At 73.5% G+C, this 14,340-nt stretch carries 10 protein-coding genes; 5 read left to right on the forward strand and 5 right to left on the reverse strand.

The features are described 5' to 3' along the window. Window positions 1–2: 2 nt before the first annotated feature. The 3 genes from BRM3_RS07325 to BRM3_RS07335 form a co-directional block, all read right to left on the reverse strand. The gene (locus BRM3_RS07325; protein ID WP_263592679.1) at window positions 3–1,058 is read right to left on the reverse strand and encodes a restriction endonuclease; all 1,056 of its coding nucleotides are present in this window, start codon (window positions 1,056–1,058) and stop codon (window positions 3–5) included. Window positions 1,059–1,897: 839 nt separating this feature from the next. Continuing rightward, entirely contained in the window at window positions 1,898–2,605 is a 708-nt protein-coding gene (locus tag BRM3_RS07330) for a LuxR C-terminal-related transcriptional regulator (RefSeq protein WP_263592680.1), read from the reverse strand. Beyond that, window positions 2,602–4,011, reverse strand: coding sequence for an ATP-binding protein (locus BRM3_RS07335; protein WP_263592681.1), 1,410 nt, complete (start codon window positions 4,009–4,011; stop codon window positions 2,602–2,604). Before BRM3_RS07335 ends, BRM3_RS07330 begins: the two co-directional genes overlap by 4 nt. 115 nt (window positions 4,012–4,126) lie before the next feature. On the opposite strand from BRM3_RS07335, the gene BRM3_RS07340 reads away from it, so the two are divergent. The 4 genes from BRM3_RS07340 to BRM3_RS07355 all read left to right on the forward strand — a co-directional run bounded on the left by BRM3_RS07340 (window position 4,127) and on the right by BRM3_RS07355 (window position 10,229). Beyond that, window positions 4,127–5,674, forward strand: a complete 1,548-nt coding sequence (locus BRM3_RS07340) for a PspC domain-containing protein (protein WP_263592682.1) — start codon at window positions 4,127–4,129, stop codon at window positions 5,672–5,674. Then, entirely contained in the window at window positions 5,671–5,913 is a 243-nt protein-coding gene (locus BRM3_RS07345) for a hypothetical protein (protein ID WP_263592683.1), read from the forward strand. The genes BRM3_RS07340 and BRM3_RS07345 overlap by 4 nt, the downstream gene beginning before the upstream one ends. Window positions 5,914–6,186: 273 nt before the next feature. Continuing rightward, entirely contained in the window at window positions 6,187–9,483 is a 3,297-nt protein-coding gene (gene ileS, locus BRM3_RS07350) for an isoleucine--tRNA ligase (protein ID WP_263592684.1), read from the forward strand. A 323-nt stretch (window positions 9,484–9,806) separates the two neighbouring features. After that, window positions 9,807–10,229, forward strand: a complete 423-nt coding sequence (locus tag BRM3_RS07355; protein WP_263592685.1) for a hypothetical protein — start codon at window positions 9,807–9,809, stop codon at window positions 10,227–10,229. Between the two features lie 33 nt (window positions 10,230–10,262). Here the strand turns inward: BRM3_RS07355 and BRM3_RS07360 are convergent, their stop codons facing one another. Beyond that, the gene (locus BRM3_RS07360; RefSeq protein ID WP_263592686.1) at window positions 10,263–11,879 is read right to left on the reverse strand and encodes a hypothetical protein; all 1,617 of its coding nucleotides are present in this window, start codon (window positions 11,877–11,879) and stop codon (window positions 10,263–10,265) included. Continuing rightward, window positions 11,876–12,652: a hypothetical protein gene (locus BRM3_RS07365; protein WP_263592687.1), complete on the reverse strand. Its 777-nt coding sequence runs from the start codon at window positions 12,650–12,652 to the stop codon at window positions 11,876–11,878. The genes BRM3_RS07360 and BRM3_RS07365 overlap by 4 nt, the downstream gene beginning before the upstream one ends. 338 nt (window positions 12,653–12,990) lie before the next feature. Between BRM3_RS07365 and BRM3_RS07370 the strand changes: the two genes are divergently transcribed. After that, window positions 12,991–14,340: a bifunctional folylpolyglutamate synthase/dihydrofolate synthase gene (locus BRM3_RS07370; protein ID WP_263595423.1), complete on the forward strand. Its 1,350-nt coding sequence runs from the start codon at window positions 12,991–12,993 to the stop codon at window positions 14,338–14,340.

Genomic DNA, 14,340 nt, shown 5'->3' on the forward strand with positions numbered 1-14,340 from the left:
GGCTATGCGTCCTTGAGCATCCAGACTCGTCGCAGAGGAATCCGCTCAGCGACGTCTTCAGGGAGCTTCTCGTAGTTCTTGAGCACCCGCTCAACGATGTCCGTGGAGTCCCACACCTTCACGCGGAAACGCTGGTGCTTGACGGCCTCACGAGCCGCTCTCGACAGCCCCGTCCACGTTGCCAGCAAGCCGTAGTCCGCGCCCTGCGTGTGTACGAGCCCGTTGAGCTGTGCCACGACCTCGGAGGCGACCTGGCCGGTCTTGACCTGCACGATCAGCTTCGGAGACTCCAGGCCGAGAAGTCCCTGCCCCGCCGTGATGTCGATGCCTCCGTCGGCACCGGGCGGAGCTTCGTCGGTGTCGAAGCCCTCCGCTTCGAGCAGCACTGCGACAAGATGCGCGAGGCCATGGCCTGAGAACTCCACTGCGATGCGGGTCGTGATCTGGTCTTGCGCGATCACGTCGATGTCCGGTTGAGACTCGGGCTCGTCGACGACATCGCCCACTGACGACGGGGAGGGTTTCGCGACCGGTACTGCGTCACCTCGCGGGGAGAGTCCGGACGACCCGATGTCCTCGCCTGTCGCCAAGACATGTTCCAACCGGGCGACCGCATTGTTGCGGGAAGGCGAGAAGACCGTCAGTGCGCTTCCCAACGTATACAGAAGGTCCTGTTTGATGGCCGATCGGGGCACCCGCCGCTGCCAGTCAACGGCGACGACATGACGCTTGCCCGGGTCGTCGTCCGCGCTATAGCTGTAACCGGAGACCACGCGCCCGAGCGCGATCTCATGGGTTGCCTTGACGGGGAGCGCCATGAGATCGCCGATGTTCATACGTCCCCGAAGTGCCCAGAGCTGTGACGTGGCGTTGGTGCGTGCGCCCTGTGACTCGGCTGTGTACACCTCATTCACGATCGCATCCACGTCGGCTCGAGACTCGGCGTTCGTGAGGTCGGGGACCTCCGACCACCCTCCGCCTGAGCAGCCGTTCTCGATGGCCCACTCGTCCCGTTCCCCGTACCGGCCGGCGCGGACAACCCATGCGCTGTTCGTCATGGTCCGACCGTACGTCAGCCACCATGCGCGTGACGGCGATCTCCGGCGCTTCGCCGCATGGGCGTTCGTTCGCGAACATGACGGGAGAAGCAGCGTCCCGGAAGACGAACGCGGTCGTTCTTGCGTGTGTCGCTGATTCCCGCCATGCATCGACTTCTGCGACGTGGTCGCCATCGCGCCCTCATGGCGGCCATTGCGCAGATGTCGATGGTCGAAGACGGCCATGTCGCAGAACTCGGTGGAAGGTGAGGGCGCAGACGTGGGACTGAGATGTGGCTGTCGGGCGAGGCTCTGTCTCAGCGCTCGGGGGGGGATGGCCGCCCAGGCGCTGCGCCTCGGCTTACCGAGGGACTGGTTGTGGCGGTGTGGTCAGAGCTCGGCGACGGCCCGGGCCACCACGGCAGCGCGGACCGCGCCGACGCGAACAGAGAGCTCAGGCAGACGCACGTTCGCGTCGGCACGTCGCATCGAGAGTCACGGTCACGTCGTTCTGTGGCGCGCGAGCGACGTCTTCGTGCATCTCGAATCCGTGGAGCGACGGAAATGTGCATCTCGATCGACGGTGCGACGGAAACGTGCCGCTCGATCGACGGTGCGACGGCAACGTGCATCTCGATTCCGTGGAGCGACGGAAATGTGCATCTCGATCGACGGTGCGACGAAAACGTACCACTCGATCGACGGTGCGACGGAAACGTGCATCTCGATCGATCGGGGCGGGTGTCGACCCGCTCACGCCGCGGCGGGCTCCGCGTTCACATTCGCAGTGACACCGCGCCCACCTCGCACGCGCATCCCCGCGCACCCCCCGCACGCGCACCCCCGAATCGCCCGCACGCTCAGATCACGCGGCGGTCGCGCGCCCAGCGGGAGAGCTCGTAGCGGTTGGTCAGCTGGAGCTTGCGCAGCACGCTCGAGACGTGGGTCTCGACGGTGCGGTCGGAGATGAACAGCGCCGACGCCGCCTCCCGGTACGTGTAGCCGCGGGCGATCAGGCGCATCACCTCCTGCTCGCGCGGGGACAGCAGGTCCAGCTCGGTGGGGACGGGCGGGGCCGATCCGCGGAAGGCGTCGAGCACGAAGCCCGCGAGGCGGGGCGAGAAGACGGCGTCCCCGTCGGCCACCCGGTGCAGCGCGTCGATCAGCTCCGCGCCCGTGATCGACTTCGTGACGTAGCCGCGGGCACCCGCCCGGATCACCTCGAGCACGTCCTCCTCGGCGTCCGAGACCGACAGGCCCAGGCAGCGCACGGGCGCGCCTGCCGGCGTGGTGACCTCCTGGAGGGCCTCGGCCACCTCCGCGCCGCCGCCTCCGGCGCCGCCGGGCAGATGCACGTCGAGCAGCACGACGTCCGGCCCGAGCGAGCGGGCCGCCGTGATCGCGGTGTCGACGTCGTGGGCGGCCCCGACCACGACCACGTCGCCCGGCCCGCTCGTGATCTCGGCGGCGACGCCCTGGGCGAAGATCCGGTGGTCGTCGACCACGAGCACGCGGATGGGCGCGGTCTCCGGCGCGGGGTCGGTGTCGGTCGCTGCGGTCGGTGTCATCGGGTGCTCCTCGTGGGGGTGTCCAGGGACAGGGCGATCTCGGTGCCGCCGCCGGGGGCGCGGCGGACGGACGCCGAGCCGCCCGCGCGGGTCATGCGGCCGATGATCGACTCACGCACGCCCAGCCGGTCCTCGGGCACGGCGTCGAGGTCGAAGCCGGGGCCGCGGTCGCGCACGAACGCCTCGATCCGGTCCGGGGCGACGTCGACGAAGACGTCCACGCCCACGCGCCCGTGCCGGCACGCGTTGACGGTCGACTCGCGCAGCGCGCCGAGCAGGGGGCGCATGACCTCCCGCAGCGGGGCGTTGCCGATCACGACCACGTGCACGTCGACGCCCTGGGTGTCCTCGATGTCCTCGCACAGGGAGATCACGGCCTCGCGCACGTCGGTCGGGGTCTCGGGCTCGGTCATGCCGTCGCGGTAGAGCCAGCGCCGCAGCTCGCGCTCCTGGCGTCGGGCGAGCAGCCGCACGGCCTCGGGGTCGGTGCCGGGCTTCTGCAGGAGGGTGAGGGTCTGCAGCACCGAGTCGTGCAGGTGGGCGGTGAACTCGCTGCGCTGCTGGACGAGGGCGCGCTCCTCCGTCTCCTCGCGCATGCCGACCCACAGATGCCGCGCCCACGGCACGAACACCACGGCGAGCAGGCCGAGCACGCCCGCCGAGATGACGAGCGTGACGAGGGCCGCGGTGCCGCCGAACAGGAGGATCACGAGCCAGAGCGCGCCGAGGATGAGCAGGCCCAGCGCGGTGCCGAGGGCCGCGAGGATGAGGCGCGGCATGGCCCGGACGCGGCCGCCCCAGCGGGCCCGGTCGACGGCCTCGAGCGGCAGGATCCCCAGGGCGATGCCCGCGGCGACGATGCCGCTCGCGGCGATCACGAGTCCGCGGTACCCGGCGAGCGAGGAGCCGAACAGGTTCTGCCCGCCCAGGATGGCCCCGCCGAAGGGCAGCACGACGGCGGTCACCACGACGATCAGGCCCAGCCCCACCACGGCGGCCAGCGCGAGCCAGCGCGAGAGCTGGCGGCCCGGGGCGCCGCCCACGGTGGCCTGCTCGGCGGCTCCCGCCGCCGCGGGCCGACCGCGCACGGCGGAGGACGAGGCCTCGAGGGCCGCGCGCCGCTCGGTCGCCCGGTCGAGGGGGAGGGCCCACCACAGCGCGAGGTAGCCCAGGACGAAGGGCGAGCCGATCCCGAGCGCGACGGTCCCGGCCGTCGAGAACTCGTACCACGCCCCGAGCATGGGGATCGCGGGGATCGCCACCGCCGATCCCAACAGGAAGGCAATCCGCACCCCGCGCACCGGCAGCCCCAGAACGCGCGCGAGCGCCGCGCACGATCCCGTCAGCACGCTCCCGGCGCGCACGCGCGTCCAGGAGCTCGCATCGGGCGGGTGGAGGGCGGTCATGGGTCCCATTGTGCCGCCGCGGGCCGGGCGACCGCTCGCGGTCCGGGGCCGCTCCGGGGCGCCTCCGGGACGGCTCGGGGCGCGGACGCCGACGGGGACAGGGCAGGATGAGTCCATGAGCTCGCCCGATCCCGCGCCCGAGGCCGACCCGTCGGCCGCCGCGGCCGCGGACCGCGAGCGCTCCGCGGGACGACCGGCCGACGACGCCGATCCCGTGCTCGACGACATGACCCCCTCGCCGTCCGACGACGAGCTGTACCGCGCGGTCGCGCGCGTCCCCACGGCCGACGAGCCGCGCGCCGCCGCCCTGCGCGGCGGTGTGCTGCGACGGCCGGGCGAAGGGCACATCGCGGGCGTGTGCGCGGCCCTCGCCACGGCCGGCGGCCTGCCCCCGCGGCTCGTCCAGCTGACCGCGATCGGCTTGCTCGCCCTCGGCGTCGGCCTGCCGCTCTACCTGCTGCTCGCCCTGCTCCTGCCGCGCGAGCGCGTCGACGGGCCCGAGGAGACGCATCGCATCGACGTGCCGCTGGTCGCGCTCGCCCGCCTCAGGCCGGGCCGCGGGGACGTCCTGAGCGCGCTCGCCGTGATCCCCGCGGCCGTCGCCGGCTACTTCTGGCTCGTCTTCGTCTCCTTCCAGGAGGCGGCCCCGCTGCGCCTGCTGATCCCGATCGTCGCGGTCGCCGTCGGGGTGCTGGTCTGGGGCGCGGTGCGCGCCCGCCGTGCCCGCTCGGCCTACCTGTTCGCCGAGCTGGGACGCCGTGCGGGCGTGCTCGACGACGCCGAGCTCGCCCGCACGGTCGCCGAGCTGCGCCGCTACGCCCCGCGCGCGTGGAGCAACGAGCGCCCCGATCGCGCCGCCCCGGCGCCCGCCGTCCCTCCGGCACGCCGGTCGACGCGCACGCGACGTGCCTCCCGCCTGCCCCGCTCGGTCTCGCGCCCCCGGCCCCTCGGCGCCCGCGCCGCCGCCGGGGCCATCGGCATCCTGCTGGTCGTCGGCACTGTCGCCTTCATCCTGGTCGCCCTGTTCCCCTACCTCGCGCCGGGCCTGGCGAGCACCGGCACGCTGCCCGGGATCGGACGGCTCGGCGCGGCCGCGGCCGTCACCACGGTCGCCGCGGGCGCCCTGCTCATCGGCATCGGGATCGGCCGCCGCCGCAGCCTCGCCATCTCGCTGGTCGGCGTGCTCGCCTTCGCGACCTTCGCGGCGAGCGTGGTCTGGGTGCGCCTGACCGACGACTCCGACTCCTCCCCGCTCGTGGTGGCGGTCGACGCCTATGCGCCCGGCTACGTCGACGCGTGCGCGACCGACGGGCCGCGGCGATGGAACCGCACGGTCGTGATCGACCTGTCGGCCATGACGGACCCGGCGGCGCAGTCCCCGACCCCGCTCGAGCGCTGGCGCGCCGAGAACCCGGGCTCGGACGACGACGATGCGTACCTCACGATGGTGATCGCGTGCAGCCGCGCCGTCGGCGACGTGCGCGTCGTGCTGCCGCCGTTCGCGGCCGACGTCGACATCCGCTCGACGCTCACCTCCTCGATGGGGGAGATCGACGGCGACGTGCCCGTCTCCGGCACCCCCGCCTCGCCCCTGTCCCCGTCCGTCGAGCTGACCGGCTCGCTCGGCACGGGGGACCTCACCTTCACCCGGGAGTCGGCATGAGCGCCCGCCCGAGCGCACCGCGCTCCGCCGCGACGATCGGCCTCGGCGTGTTCCTCGTGCTCGCCGCCGGCGCCCTCGTGCTCGTCATCGTGGCGGGCGACCGGGCACCCCTGTGGATGATCGGCGCCTGGTTCTTCCTGGCCGCCGCGATCGCCCTCGTGATCGGCGCGGTGGTCCCCACCCGCCCCCGGCGTGATCCCCGCGACGGCGGCGACGCCGACCCCTCGGGCCCGAGGTAGACTCCCCGCCATCGGCATCGACCCGGCCATCACCGGAGAGCCGCGGGAAGAACAGGCCACGTGCGCCCACGAGCGCCGGACCCCACTAGAACCCGCCGGGACCAGCCCGTGACAGCTGAGGAACAAGGGGACGCCCCGCGCGCCGCATGCGGCACGAGGACGCGTCAACCGAGGTGGTACCGCGCACGCGGTCGGCCCTGCGGGTCGGGCGTGAGCGTCCTCGGACAGCACCGTCGCCGTCCGCCCGTCGCCACCTGTCCCGTGGAGGTCCCCATGGTCTATCCGGTCTCCGGCTCCCCGCTCGTCCCCTCGCCGAACCTGCCCGCGCTCGAGAACGCGATCCTGGAGTTCTGGCGCACCGACGACACGTTCCGCGCCTCGATCGCGCAGCGCGACGGCGCGCCCGAGTTCGTCTTCTACGACGGCCCGCCCTTCGCCAACGGCCTGCCGCACTACGGCCACCTGCTCACGGGCTTCGTCAAGGACGTCGTGCCGCGCTTCCGGACCATGTGCGGCGACCGGGTCGACCGTCGCTTCGGCTGGGACACCCACGGCCTGCCCGCCGAGCTCGAGGCGATGCGCGAGCTCGGCATGACCGAGAAGTCCGAGATCGAGGAGATGGGCATCGGCCACTTCAACGCCGCCGCCCGCGCGAGCGTCCTGAAGTACACGAAGGACTGGGAGGAGTACGTCACCCGCCAGGCGCGCTGGGTCGACTTCGACAACGACTACAAGACCCTCGACCTGACCTTCATGGAGTCGGTCCTGTGGGCCTTCAAGACGCTGTACGACAAGGGCCGCGCCTACGAGGGCTACTCCGTGCTGCCGTACTGCTGGAAGGACCAGACCCCGCTGTCCTCCCACGAGCTGCGGATGGACGACGACGTCTACCAGATGCGCCAGGACCCGACGGTCACCGTCACCTTCCCGTTCGAGGGGGACCGGGCCGCCCAGCTCGGCCTCGAGGGGGTGCGCGCGCTCGCCTGGACGACGACCCCCTGGACCCTGCCCACCAACTTCTCCCTCGCGGTCGGCCCCGACATCGTGTACGTGACGGTGCCGGCGGGCCCCGAGGGCACGGCCGACGGCGCGGCCGCGGGCGAGGCGACCTACCTGCTGGCCCTCGATCTCGTGGGCGCCTACGCCAAGGAGCTCGGCTACGCGGACGCGGACGCGGCCCTCGCGGCCGTCGGCGAGCGCCGCTTCGCGGGCTCCGAGCTCGAGTACGTGGCCTACCGGCCGCTGTGGGACGTCTACTCCGCCGACCGCGAGCGCTGGGGGACCCAGAACGCCTGGATCGTCACCGTCGCCGACTACGTGTCCACGACCGACGGCACCGGCGTCGTCCACCAGGCCACCGCCTACGGCGAGGAGGACCAGAAGGTCAACGCCGCCTACGGCATCCCCGTCATCGTCTCGGTCGACGACGGCGCCCAGTTCCTCGACTACTTCCGCGGCACCGCCCTCGACGAGATCGCCGGGCTCCAGGTGTTCGACGCCAACCGTCCGCTGATCCGGATCCTGCGGCGCGAGGGCCGCCTGTTCCGCGAGCGCGACGAGGTGCACTCGTACCCGCACTGCTGGCGCTGCCGCAACCCCCTCATCTACAAGGCCGTCGGCTCGTGGTTCGTGAAGGTCGCCGACCAGCGCGAGCGCATGCTCGAGCTCAACGAGCAGATCGACTGGGTGCCCGGCAACGTCAAGCACGGCCAGTTCGGCAAGTGGCTCGAGGGCGCGCGGGACTGGGCCGTCTCCCGCAACCGCTACTGGGGCTCGCCGATCCCGGTGTGGAAGAGCGACGACCCCAACCACCCGCGCCTCGACGTGTACGGGTCCCTCGCCGAGCTCGAGGCCGACTTCGGGCGGCTCCCGCGCGACGAGGAGGGCAACGTCAACCTCCACCGGCCGTACATCGACGACCTCACCCGGCCCAACCCCGACGACCCGACCGGGCGCTCGTCCATGGTGCGCATCACCGACGTCTTCGACGTGTGGTTCGACTCGGGCTCGATGCCCTTCGCCCAGGTCCACTACCCCTTCGAGAACACCGACTGGTTCGAGGGGCACAACCCGGCGGACTTCATCGTCGAGTACATCGGGCAGACCCGCGGCTGGTTCTACGTCATGCACGTGCTCGCGACCGCCCTGTTCGACCGGCCCGCGTTCTCGAGCGTCATCTGCCACGGGATCGTGCTGGGCGAGGACGGGCAGAAGATGTCGAAGTCCCTGCGCAACTACCCCGACGTGCGCGAGATGTTCGACAAGTACGGCGCCGACGCCATGCGCTGGTTCCTCATGGGCTCGCCGATCCTGCGCGGCGGCAACCTCATCGTCGACGAGCCCAAGATCCGCGACGCCACCCGACAGGTCGTGCTGCCGCTGTGGAACGTGTGGTACTTCCTGGCGCTGTACGCCAATGCGGCGGGCCCGAAGGACGCCGACGGACGCCCCGCCGGCTACCGGGCACGCGAGCGCCACGAGTCCGACGACGTCATGGACCGCTACCTGCTGGCCCGCACCGGGACCCTCGTGCGGACCGTGCGCGACCAGCTCACCGAGCTCGCGATCGCCGACGCGGCCGCCTCGATCCAGGACTACCTGGACATGCTCACCAACTGGTACGTGCGGCGCTCGCGCGACCGGTTCTGGGAGGGCGACGAGCAGGCGATCGACGTGCTCCACACGTGCCTCGAGACCCTGTGCCGGGTCACGGCGCCGCTGCTGCCCATGGTGACCGAGGAGATCTGGAAGGAGATGACGGGCGGACGCTCGGTGCACCTGACCGACTGGCCGGACGCCGACGTCTTCCCCGCCGACGACGCCCTGGTCGCGCTCATGGACGCGGTCCGCGAGGTCACCTCGGCCGGCAACGCGCTGCGCAAGAAGGAGGGCCTGCGCGCGCGTCTCCCGCTCGCCGAGCTCGCCGTCGTGCGCGCGGACCCGTCGAGCCTGGAGCCCTTCGCCGCGGTCATCGCCGACGAGCTCAACGTCAAGTCGGTGCGGCTGCTCGACGTCGAGGGCGACGAGGCGCAGGGCATGGGCGTCGAGCAGCGACTGGCCGTCAACGCCCGCGCCGCGGGCCCGCGCCTGGGCAAGCAGGTCCAGCAGGCCATCAAGGGCGCCAAGTCCGGCGACTGGTCGGTGGCCGAGGACGGCACCGTCACGGCCGGCGGCCTCGAGCTGCGCGAGGGCGAGTACACGCTCGACCTCGTGGCCGGGCAGGGCGCCGCGAGCGAGGGCCGGGCGATCGGCGTGCTGCGTGGCGGCGACTTCCTGGTCCTCGACACGGCCGTGACGGCCGAGCTCGAGGCGGAGGGCACCGCGCGCGACGTGATCCGTGCGATCCAGTCGGCGCGGCGCGACGCCTGTCTCGACGTGTCCGATCGGATCCGGCTGACCGTCGACGGCGACGAGGCGGTGGTCCGCGCCGTCGTCGAGCACCGCGACCTCGTGGCCGAGGAGGTGCTCGCGGTCGACGTGGCCGTGCCCGCCGCCCCGGCCGCGGGCGCCCATGCCGTGACCGAGAAGGTCGCCGGCGGCAGCGTGACGGTCTCGGTCGTTCGCGTCTGAGCCCCGCGACGGGTGGGGGCCGCGGCGGATCGCCGTGGCCCCCACGCCGGTCGCGTGGTCGGGCCGCGCCGCTGTGCTGGCCGCGCCGCCCTGTCGCTCGCACCGCCTTGCCGCCCGCACCGCTGAGCCGCCCCGCACCGCCGTGCGACGCCGGACCCGCGGGACCGGGACCGTGCACACCCCCTGCCGGGGCGCCGGAGCGACGGCCATACTGGGGTCGGACGAGGGGGAGACCGATGACGGCACGTGCAGCAGGACGGGGGAGCGGCCCGGCGGCGTCGGGCCGTCCGGGCCCTGCCGCCGACGGACGGGAGGAGCGGGCAGTGAGCAGACGAGGAGCCCTCGGCGGTCTCGCCGCGCTCTCGGCCGCCGCGCTCAGCGCGTGCGGGAGGGGCCGCGACGATCTCGGGGCGCGGCTGGACGACGCGGTGGGCGGTGTCGACGGCGTGACCTCGTCGGCCCTCGAGGAGGTCTCGCGCGACCTCGGCGCGGGCGGCGTGGCCGGGACCATCGAGAGCGACGCGGCCGATGCAGCCGCCGTCCTGCCCGTCTTCGACGCCGCGATGGAGCAGCTCGTGCGGGTGCTCGTCGACGAGCGCGCCGAGCCTGGCCGATACCTCGTCGACACCGTGAGCGCCCGCGCCGCCGACGGCTCGGTCGTGCCCGCCCACGCGCTCGTCGAGGGGTTCGCGAGCACCGACGAGCTGCGCGCCGAGACCTTCATCGAGAAGTACGGCCTGGGCTGAGGCCCGGATCGAGCGCCGCGGGGCCGCGTCGCCTCAGCGCAGGTCCGCGCGTCCCACCTCGACGACCGTCTCGCGCGTGACCGCGGTGCCCTCGCCCAGGTAGACGCCCTCGAGCTCCCGGGTCAGGCCCACGAGCGTCGGGTCGGTCCGCTCGGCGCGCAGCACCGACCCGTAGTACCCCTGGTCGGTCGCGGGAACGCCGTGCGCGTCGCGCACCACCGACTCGTGGTTGTCCTCGACGAAGGGCAGCGAGGCGCCGCTCGCCGTCGCGTCCTCCGCGCCCGGCAGCGGCACCTCGTGCATGTTCGGGCCGCTCACGTGACCGCCGAGCACCTGGAGACCCGCGAGGTCGAGCGCGGGGATGGGGTCGCCCGAGGAGCGCTCGGCCCCGAGCACGAGGGGGCCGTGCACGAGGGAGACCACCTCGGTCGACGCCTGCGCCGGCAGCACCGTCTGCACCGGGGAGCCGACCGAGAAGCTGTGCGTGATGTTGTACGTGCCCTCGCGTCCCGAGGTGTTGTTGAGGTCGGCGTCGGCCGCGAGATGGGCCGCGACGATGCCGCCCTGGGAGTGCCCGACGAACAGGACGTCCGCCCCGCCGGGGATCCCGGCCTCCCGCATCGCCGTGCGCACGGCGTTCATCGACGCGGTGTCCTGGCCCGCGACCAGGCGGGGGTTGGCGTCCCAGCCCAGCGGATTGCCCTGGGCTCCCCAGGCGTCCTGGTTGCCCACGCCGCCCTGGGTGGGCGGCACCTGCACGATGAAGCGCGGGCGCTCCCCGTGCACGCTCGCGATCTCCTGGATGCGGATCTGGGTAGCGCGCCCGGCGTCGAAGGCGTCCGCGCCCTCGCGCCCGGCCATCTCGCGCCGGGCCTCGTCGTTGTCCAGGATGAGGTCCGCCAGGTCGTGAGGCGCCGTGGTCGCGCCCGTGCGCCGCACGTCCAGCACCGTGACCTCGGAGCGGTCGTCGAGCAGCGGCGAGTCGACCCCCGTCGCCACCTCATAGGCCGCGATCCCACCCGAGGCGGTCATGAGCAGCGCGCCGGCCGTGAGCTCCGCGACGGTCGGCACGCGCTCACCGGTGAGCAGGTCCGTGACGGACCGGCCGAAGCTCCCGGCGTCGTGGCGGAGCTGGTCGAGACCGTCGACGTTCCACCCGAGGTCCTCGCCCCAGCCGTCGACGACGTCGGCCGTCGCGTCGAGGCCGCGGCCGAGCAGATCCGAGGCGGTCTGAGCCGACGCGGACAGCGTCCGCTCGAACGGGTCCTCGATCCAGGTCGGCAGCCACGGCAGGTCCTCGTGGAGGTAGCCGCGGCGCAGGTCTCCGGGCGGCGCGGGGGCGAGCGCCTCGGGGGCGACGGAGGCGTCGGGCCCGGTCTCGTCCGGGCCCGACACGATGTCCTGCTCGTCGGCCTCCCCGTGCAGCTGGTCGCCCCGGCGTGCGAGCTCCCGGGCGCCGTGGGGGAGCGGCCCCGAGGCGAGCTCGGCGACACGGAGCCGGAAGCGGTCGGCGTCCGGCCCGTCCCAGGGCGCGGCGCGGACGGCGGCGTCGAGCTGTGCGGCGAGCTCGTCGACGCGCTGCGCCGCCGCGAGCAGGGCCAGTCCGTGAGCGCGGCCGTGCTCGGTGTCCATCCCGCAGAAGGCCGTCATCGGGCACCTGCCCGGGAGGGGAGCGATGCGGAGACGTGCAGTCCGTGCGCGAGCACCGCCTCGATGCTCGCGAGCACGTCCCCGGGATCGACCGGGATCAGGAGCACGTCCCCCTCGGCCACGGGGGTGGTGCGGAACAGGTGCCGGGGCCCGCTCGCCCACAGGCGTGTCCAGAGCTCCCGGGCCGAGCGTCGGCGCGGATCGTGCAGGCACCAGCTCAGGGAGACGCGGGGCCCCGTCGTGAGCAGGGCCTCGCGCAGCGCCGGGTCCAGATCCGCCAGGCGCGCGAAGGCCCTCGCCGGGGAGGCGCCCTCGGCGAGGTCGCCGCGCACCTGCTCGCGCTGGGAGGTGCTCAGGCCGAGCCGGGCGCTGCCGGTCTCCTGGGCGAGCTGCGGCGCGGCCAGCAGCATCGGGTCCTCCGGGAGTGCCGAGGCGAGCACCCCGGCCAGCTCCTGAGGTCTCGCTTCCTCCCAGGTCGAGCCGTGCTCGTCCAGCCTCTCCACGGTGGGGCGGGCCGGGTCGAGCCCGAGCCGGATCCGCTCGGTGCGGCCGGCGGCCTGGGAGCCCAGCACGAGGGCCACGGGCGACGTGACGTGCCGCACGAGCAGCTCCCGCGCGCTCGGCGCCTCGACGAGCAGCCGCGCGTCGAGCGCCTCCCCCGCGGGCCCCGGCGGGATCGCGGACCGCAGCAGGGGGTTCAGCTCCGCGGGGCAGCGGCCCGCGCCGCGCGCGGCCGTGCTCGCGAACGCACGCGGTCCGACGATCGTGGTCATGGCCTGCTCCTCTCCGCGCCGTTCGGCCCGCCGCGAGCGGCGGGATCTGCCGGTGTCGCGACCCTAGGCCGGGGCCGCCGGGCGGGGGAACGGGGAGAACTCCCCATGGGGACCCATCGGCCGTGGGGAGGGGACGCGGAGGGTCGGCGGCCCGCGCTGCGCCCTCGCCGCGCCGGCGCCACGCTCTCGCCCCCTCTCGCCCGTGCCGGGCCGCAGGACGCCCGTCGCCTCGCGCCCTCGTAGACTGGACGGCGCCGCCGCGCGGCCCCGCCCCCGGCGCCGCCGCCCCTCGCACCGTTCCCAGGAGTCGCCGAGTGCCCCGATCCGCCAGAGCAGAGATGTCGCCCGAGCTGCGCGAGGTCTACGCCGCCCTGCTCGCCCGCGCCCCCGAGAACCGGATCGAGCCGGACCTCTCGCGGATCCGTCGTGTGATGGAGCTGATGGGCGACCCGCAGACCTCCTACCGCTCGATCCGCATCGCCGGCACCAACGGCAAGACGACGACGGCGCGCATCGTCGAACGGATCCTGCGGGAGACGGGCCTGCGCACCGGGCGCGCCACGAGCCCCCACCTGCATTCCCCCGTCGAGCGCATCGCGATCGACGGGCGCTCGATCCCCGAGCAGGACTTCATCCAGGCCTACCGCGACGTCGAGCCCTTCGCCGAGATCGTCGACGCCGAGTCGCTCGCCGCGGGCGGGCCGCGTCTCACCTTCTTCGAGTACGTCATCGCGATGAGCTTCCAGGCCTTCGCGAGCGCTCCCGTCGACGTGGCCGTGATCGAGACCGGCATGGGCGGCACGTGGGACGCGACCGGCGCGGTGAGCCCCGACGTCGCGGTCATCACGGCGATCGGCTACGACCACCAGGAGTACCTCGGCGACGACATCGCCGACATCGCGGGGGAGAAGGCGGGCATCCTCACCGCGGACGCCTTCGCCGTGATCGGCGCCCAGCGCTACGAGGAGGCCGCCCAGGTGCTCCGCGACCGCGTGATCGAGCTCGGCGCCGACGCCGTCGTCGAGGAGGAGCAGATCGCGGTGCTCGACCGCACCCCCGGCGTCGGCGGCCAGCTGCTGACCCTGCAGGGCATCGCCGCGCGCTACGACGAGGTGTTCCTCGACCTGCTCGGCGAGCATCAGGCCCACAACGCCCTGCTCGCGGTCGCCGCGTGCGAGGCGCTGCTCGGGGACGGCCGCACGCCGTTGGCCGCCGACGTCCTGGCCGCGGCGCTCGCCGACGTCACCTCGCCCGGCCGCGCCGAGGTGGTGCGCCAGGCGCCGACCGTTCTCGTCGACGCGGCGCACAACCCCGACGGCGCCGAGGTCCTCGTGCGGACCGTGCGGGAGAACTTCCGCTTCACGCGCACCGTCGGGATCGTCGGCATCCTCCAGGAGAAGGAGGCCGACCGGATCCTCGAGGTCCTCGAGCCGCTGCTCGACGACATCGTCGTGACGCAGTCGTCCTCGCCCCGGGCGATCCCCGCCGACCGGCTCGCCGATCTCGCGCGCGACGTGTTCGACGACCCGGACCGGGTCGTCGAGACCGCGAGCCTGCCCGATGCGATCCAGGCCGCCGTGGACCTCGCCGAGCAGCGCGGCGGCGAGTTCGGCGGCGTCGTCGTGGCGGGGTCGGTGACCCTCGCCGCCGAGGTCCGCGACCTGCTCGGCCGCACCGAGGAGGACTGA

The organism is Brachybacterium huguangmaarense, assembly GCF_025725725.1.
Classification (GTDB): Bacteria; Actinomycetota; Actinomycetes; order Actinomycetales; family Dermabacteraceae; genus Brachybacterium; species Brachybacterium huguangmaarense.

Coding starts and splice junctions, on each gene's coding strand:
- BRM3_RS07330 (WP_263592680.1), bottom strand. CDS start 2,605: ATGACACCGACCGCAGCGACCGACACCGACCCCGCGCCGGAGACCGCG.
- BRM3_RS07325 (WP_263592679.1), bottom strand. CDS start 1,058: ATGACGAACAGCGCATGGGTTGTCCGCGCCGGCCGGTACGGGGAACGG.
- BRM3_RS07360 (WP_263592686.1), bottom strand. CDS start 11,879: ATGACGGCCTTCTGCGGGATGGACACCGAGCACGGCCGCGCTCACGGA.
- ileS (WP_263592684.1), top strand. CDS start 6,187: ATGGTCTATCCGGTCTCCGGCTCCCCGCTCGTCCCCTCGCCGAACCTG.
- BRM3_RS07345 (WP_263592683.1), top strand. CDS start 5,671: ATGAGCGCCCGCCCGAGCGCACCGCGCTCCGCCGCGACGATCGGCCTC.
- BRM3_RS07370 (WP_263595423.1), top strand. CDS start 12,991: ATGTCGCCCGAGCTGCGCGAGGTCTACGCCGCCCTGCTCGCCCGCGCC.
- BRM3_RS07365 (WP_263592687.1), bottom strand. CDS start 12,652: ATGACCACGATCGTCGGACCGCGTGCGTTCGCGAGCACGGCCGCGCGC.
- BRM3_RS07335 (WP_263592681.1), bottom strand. CDS start 4,011: ATGACCGCCCTCCACCCGCCCGATGCGAGCTCCTGGACGCGCGTGCGC.
- BRM3_RS07340 (WP_263592682.1), top strand. CDS start 4,127: ATGAGCTCGCCCGATCCCGCGCCCGAGGCCGACCCGTCGGCCGCCGCG.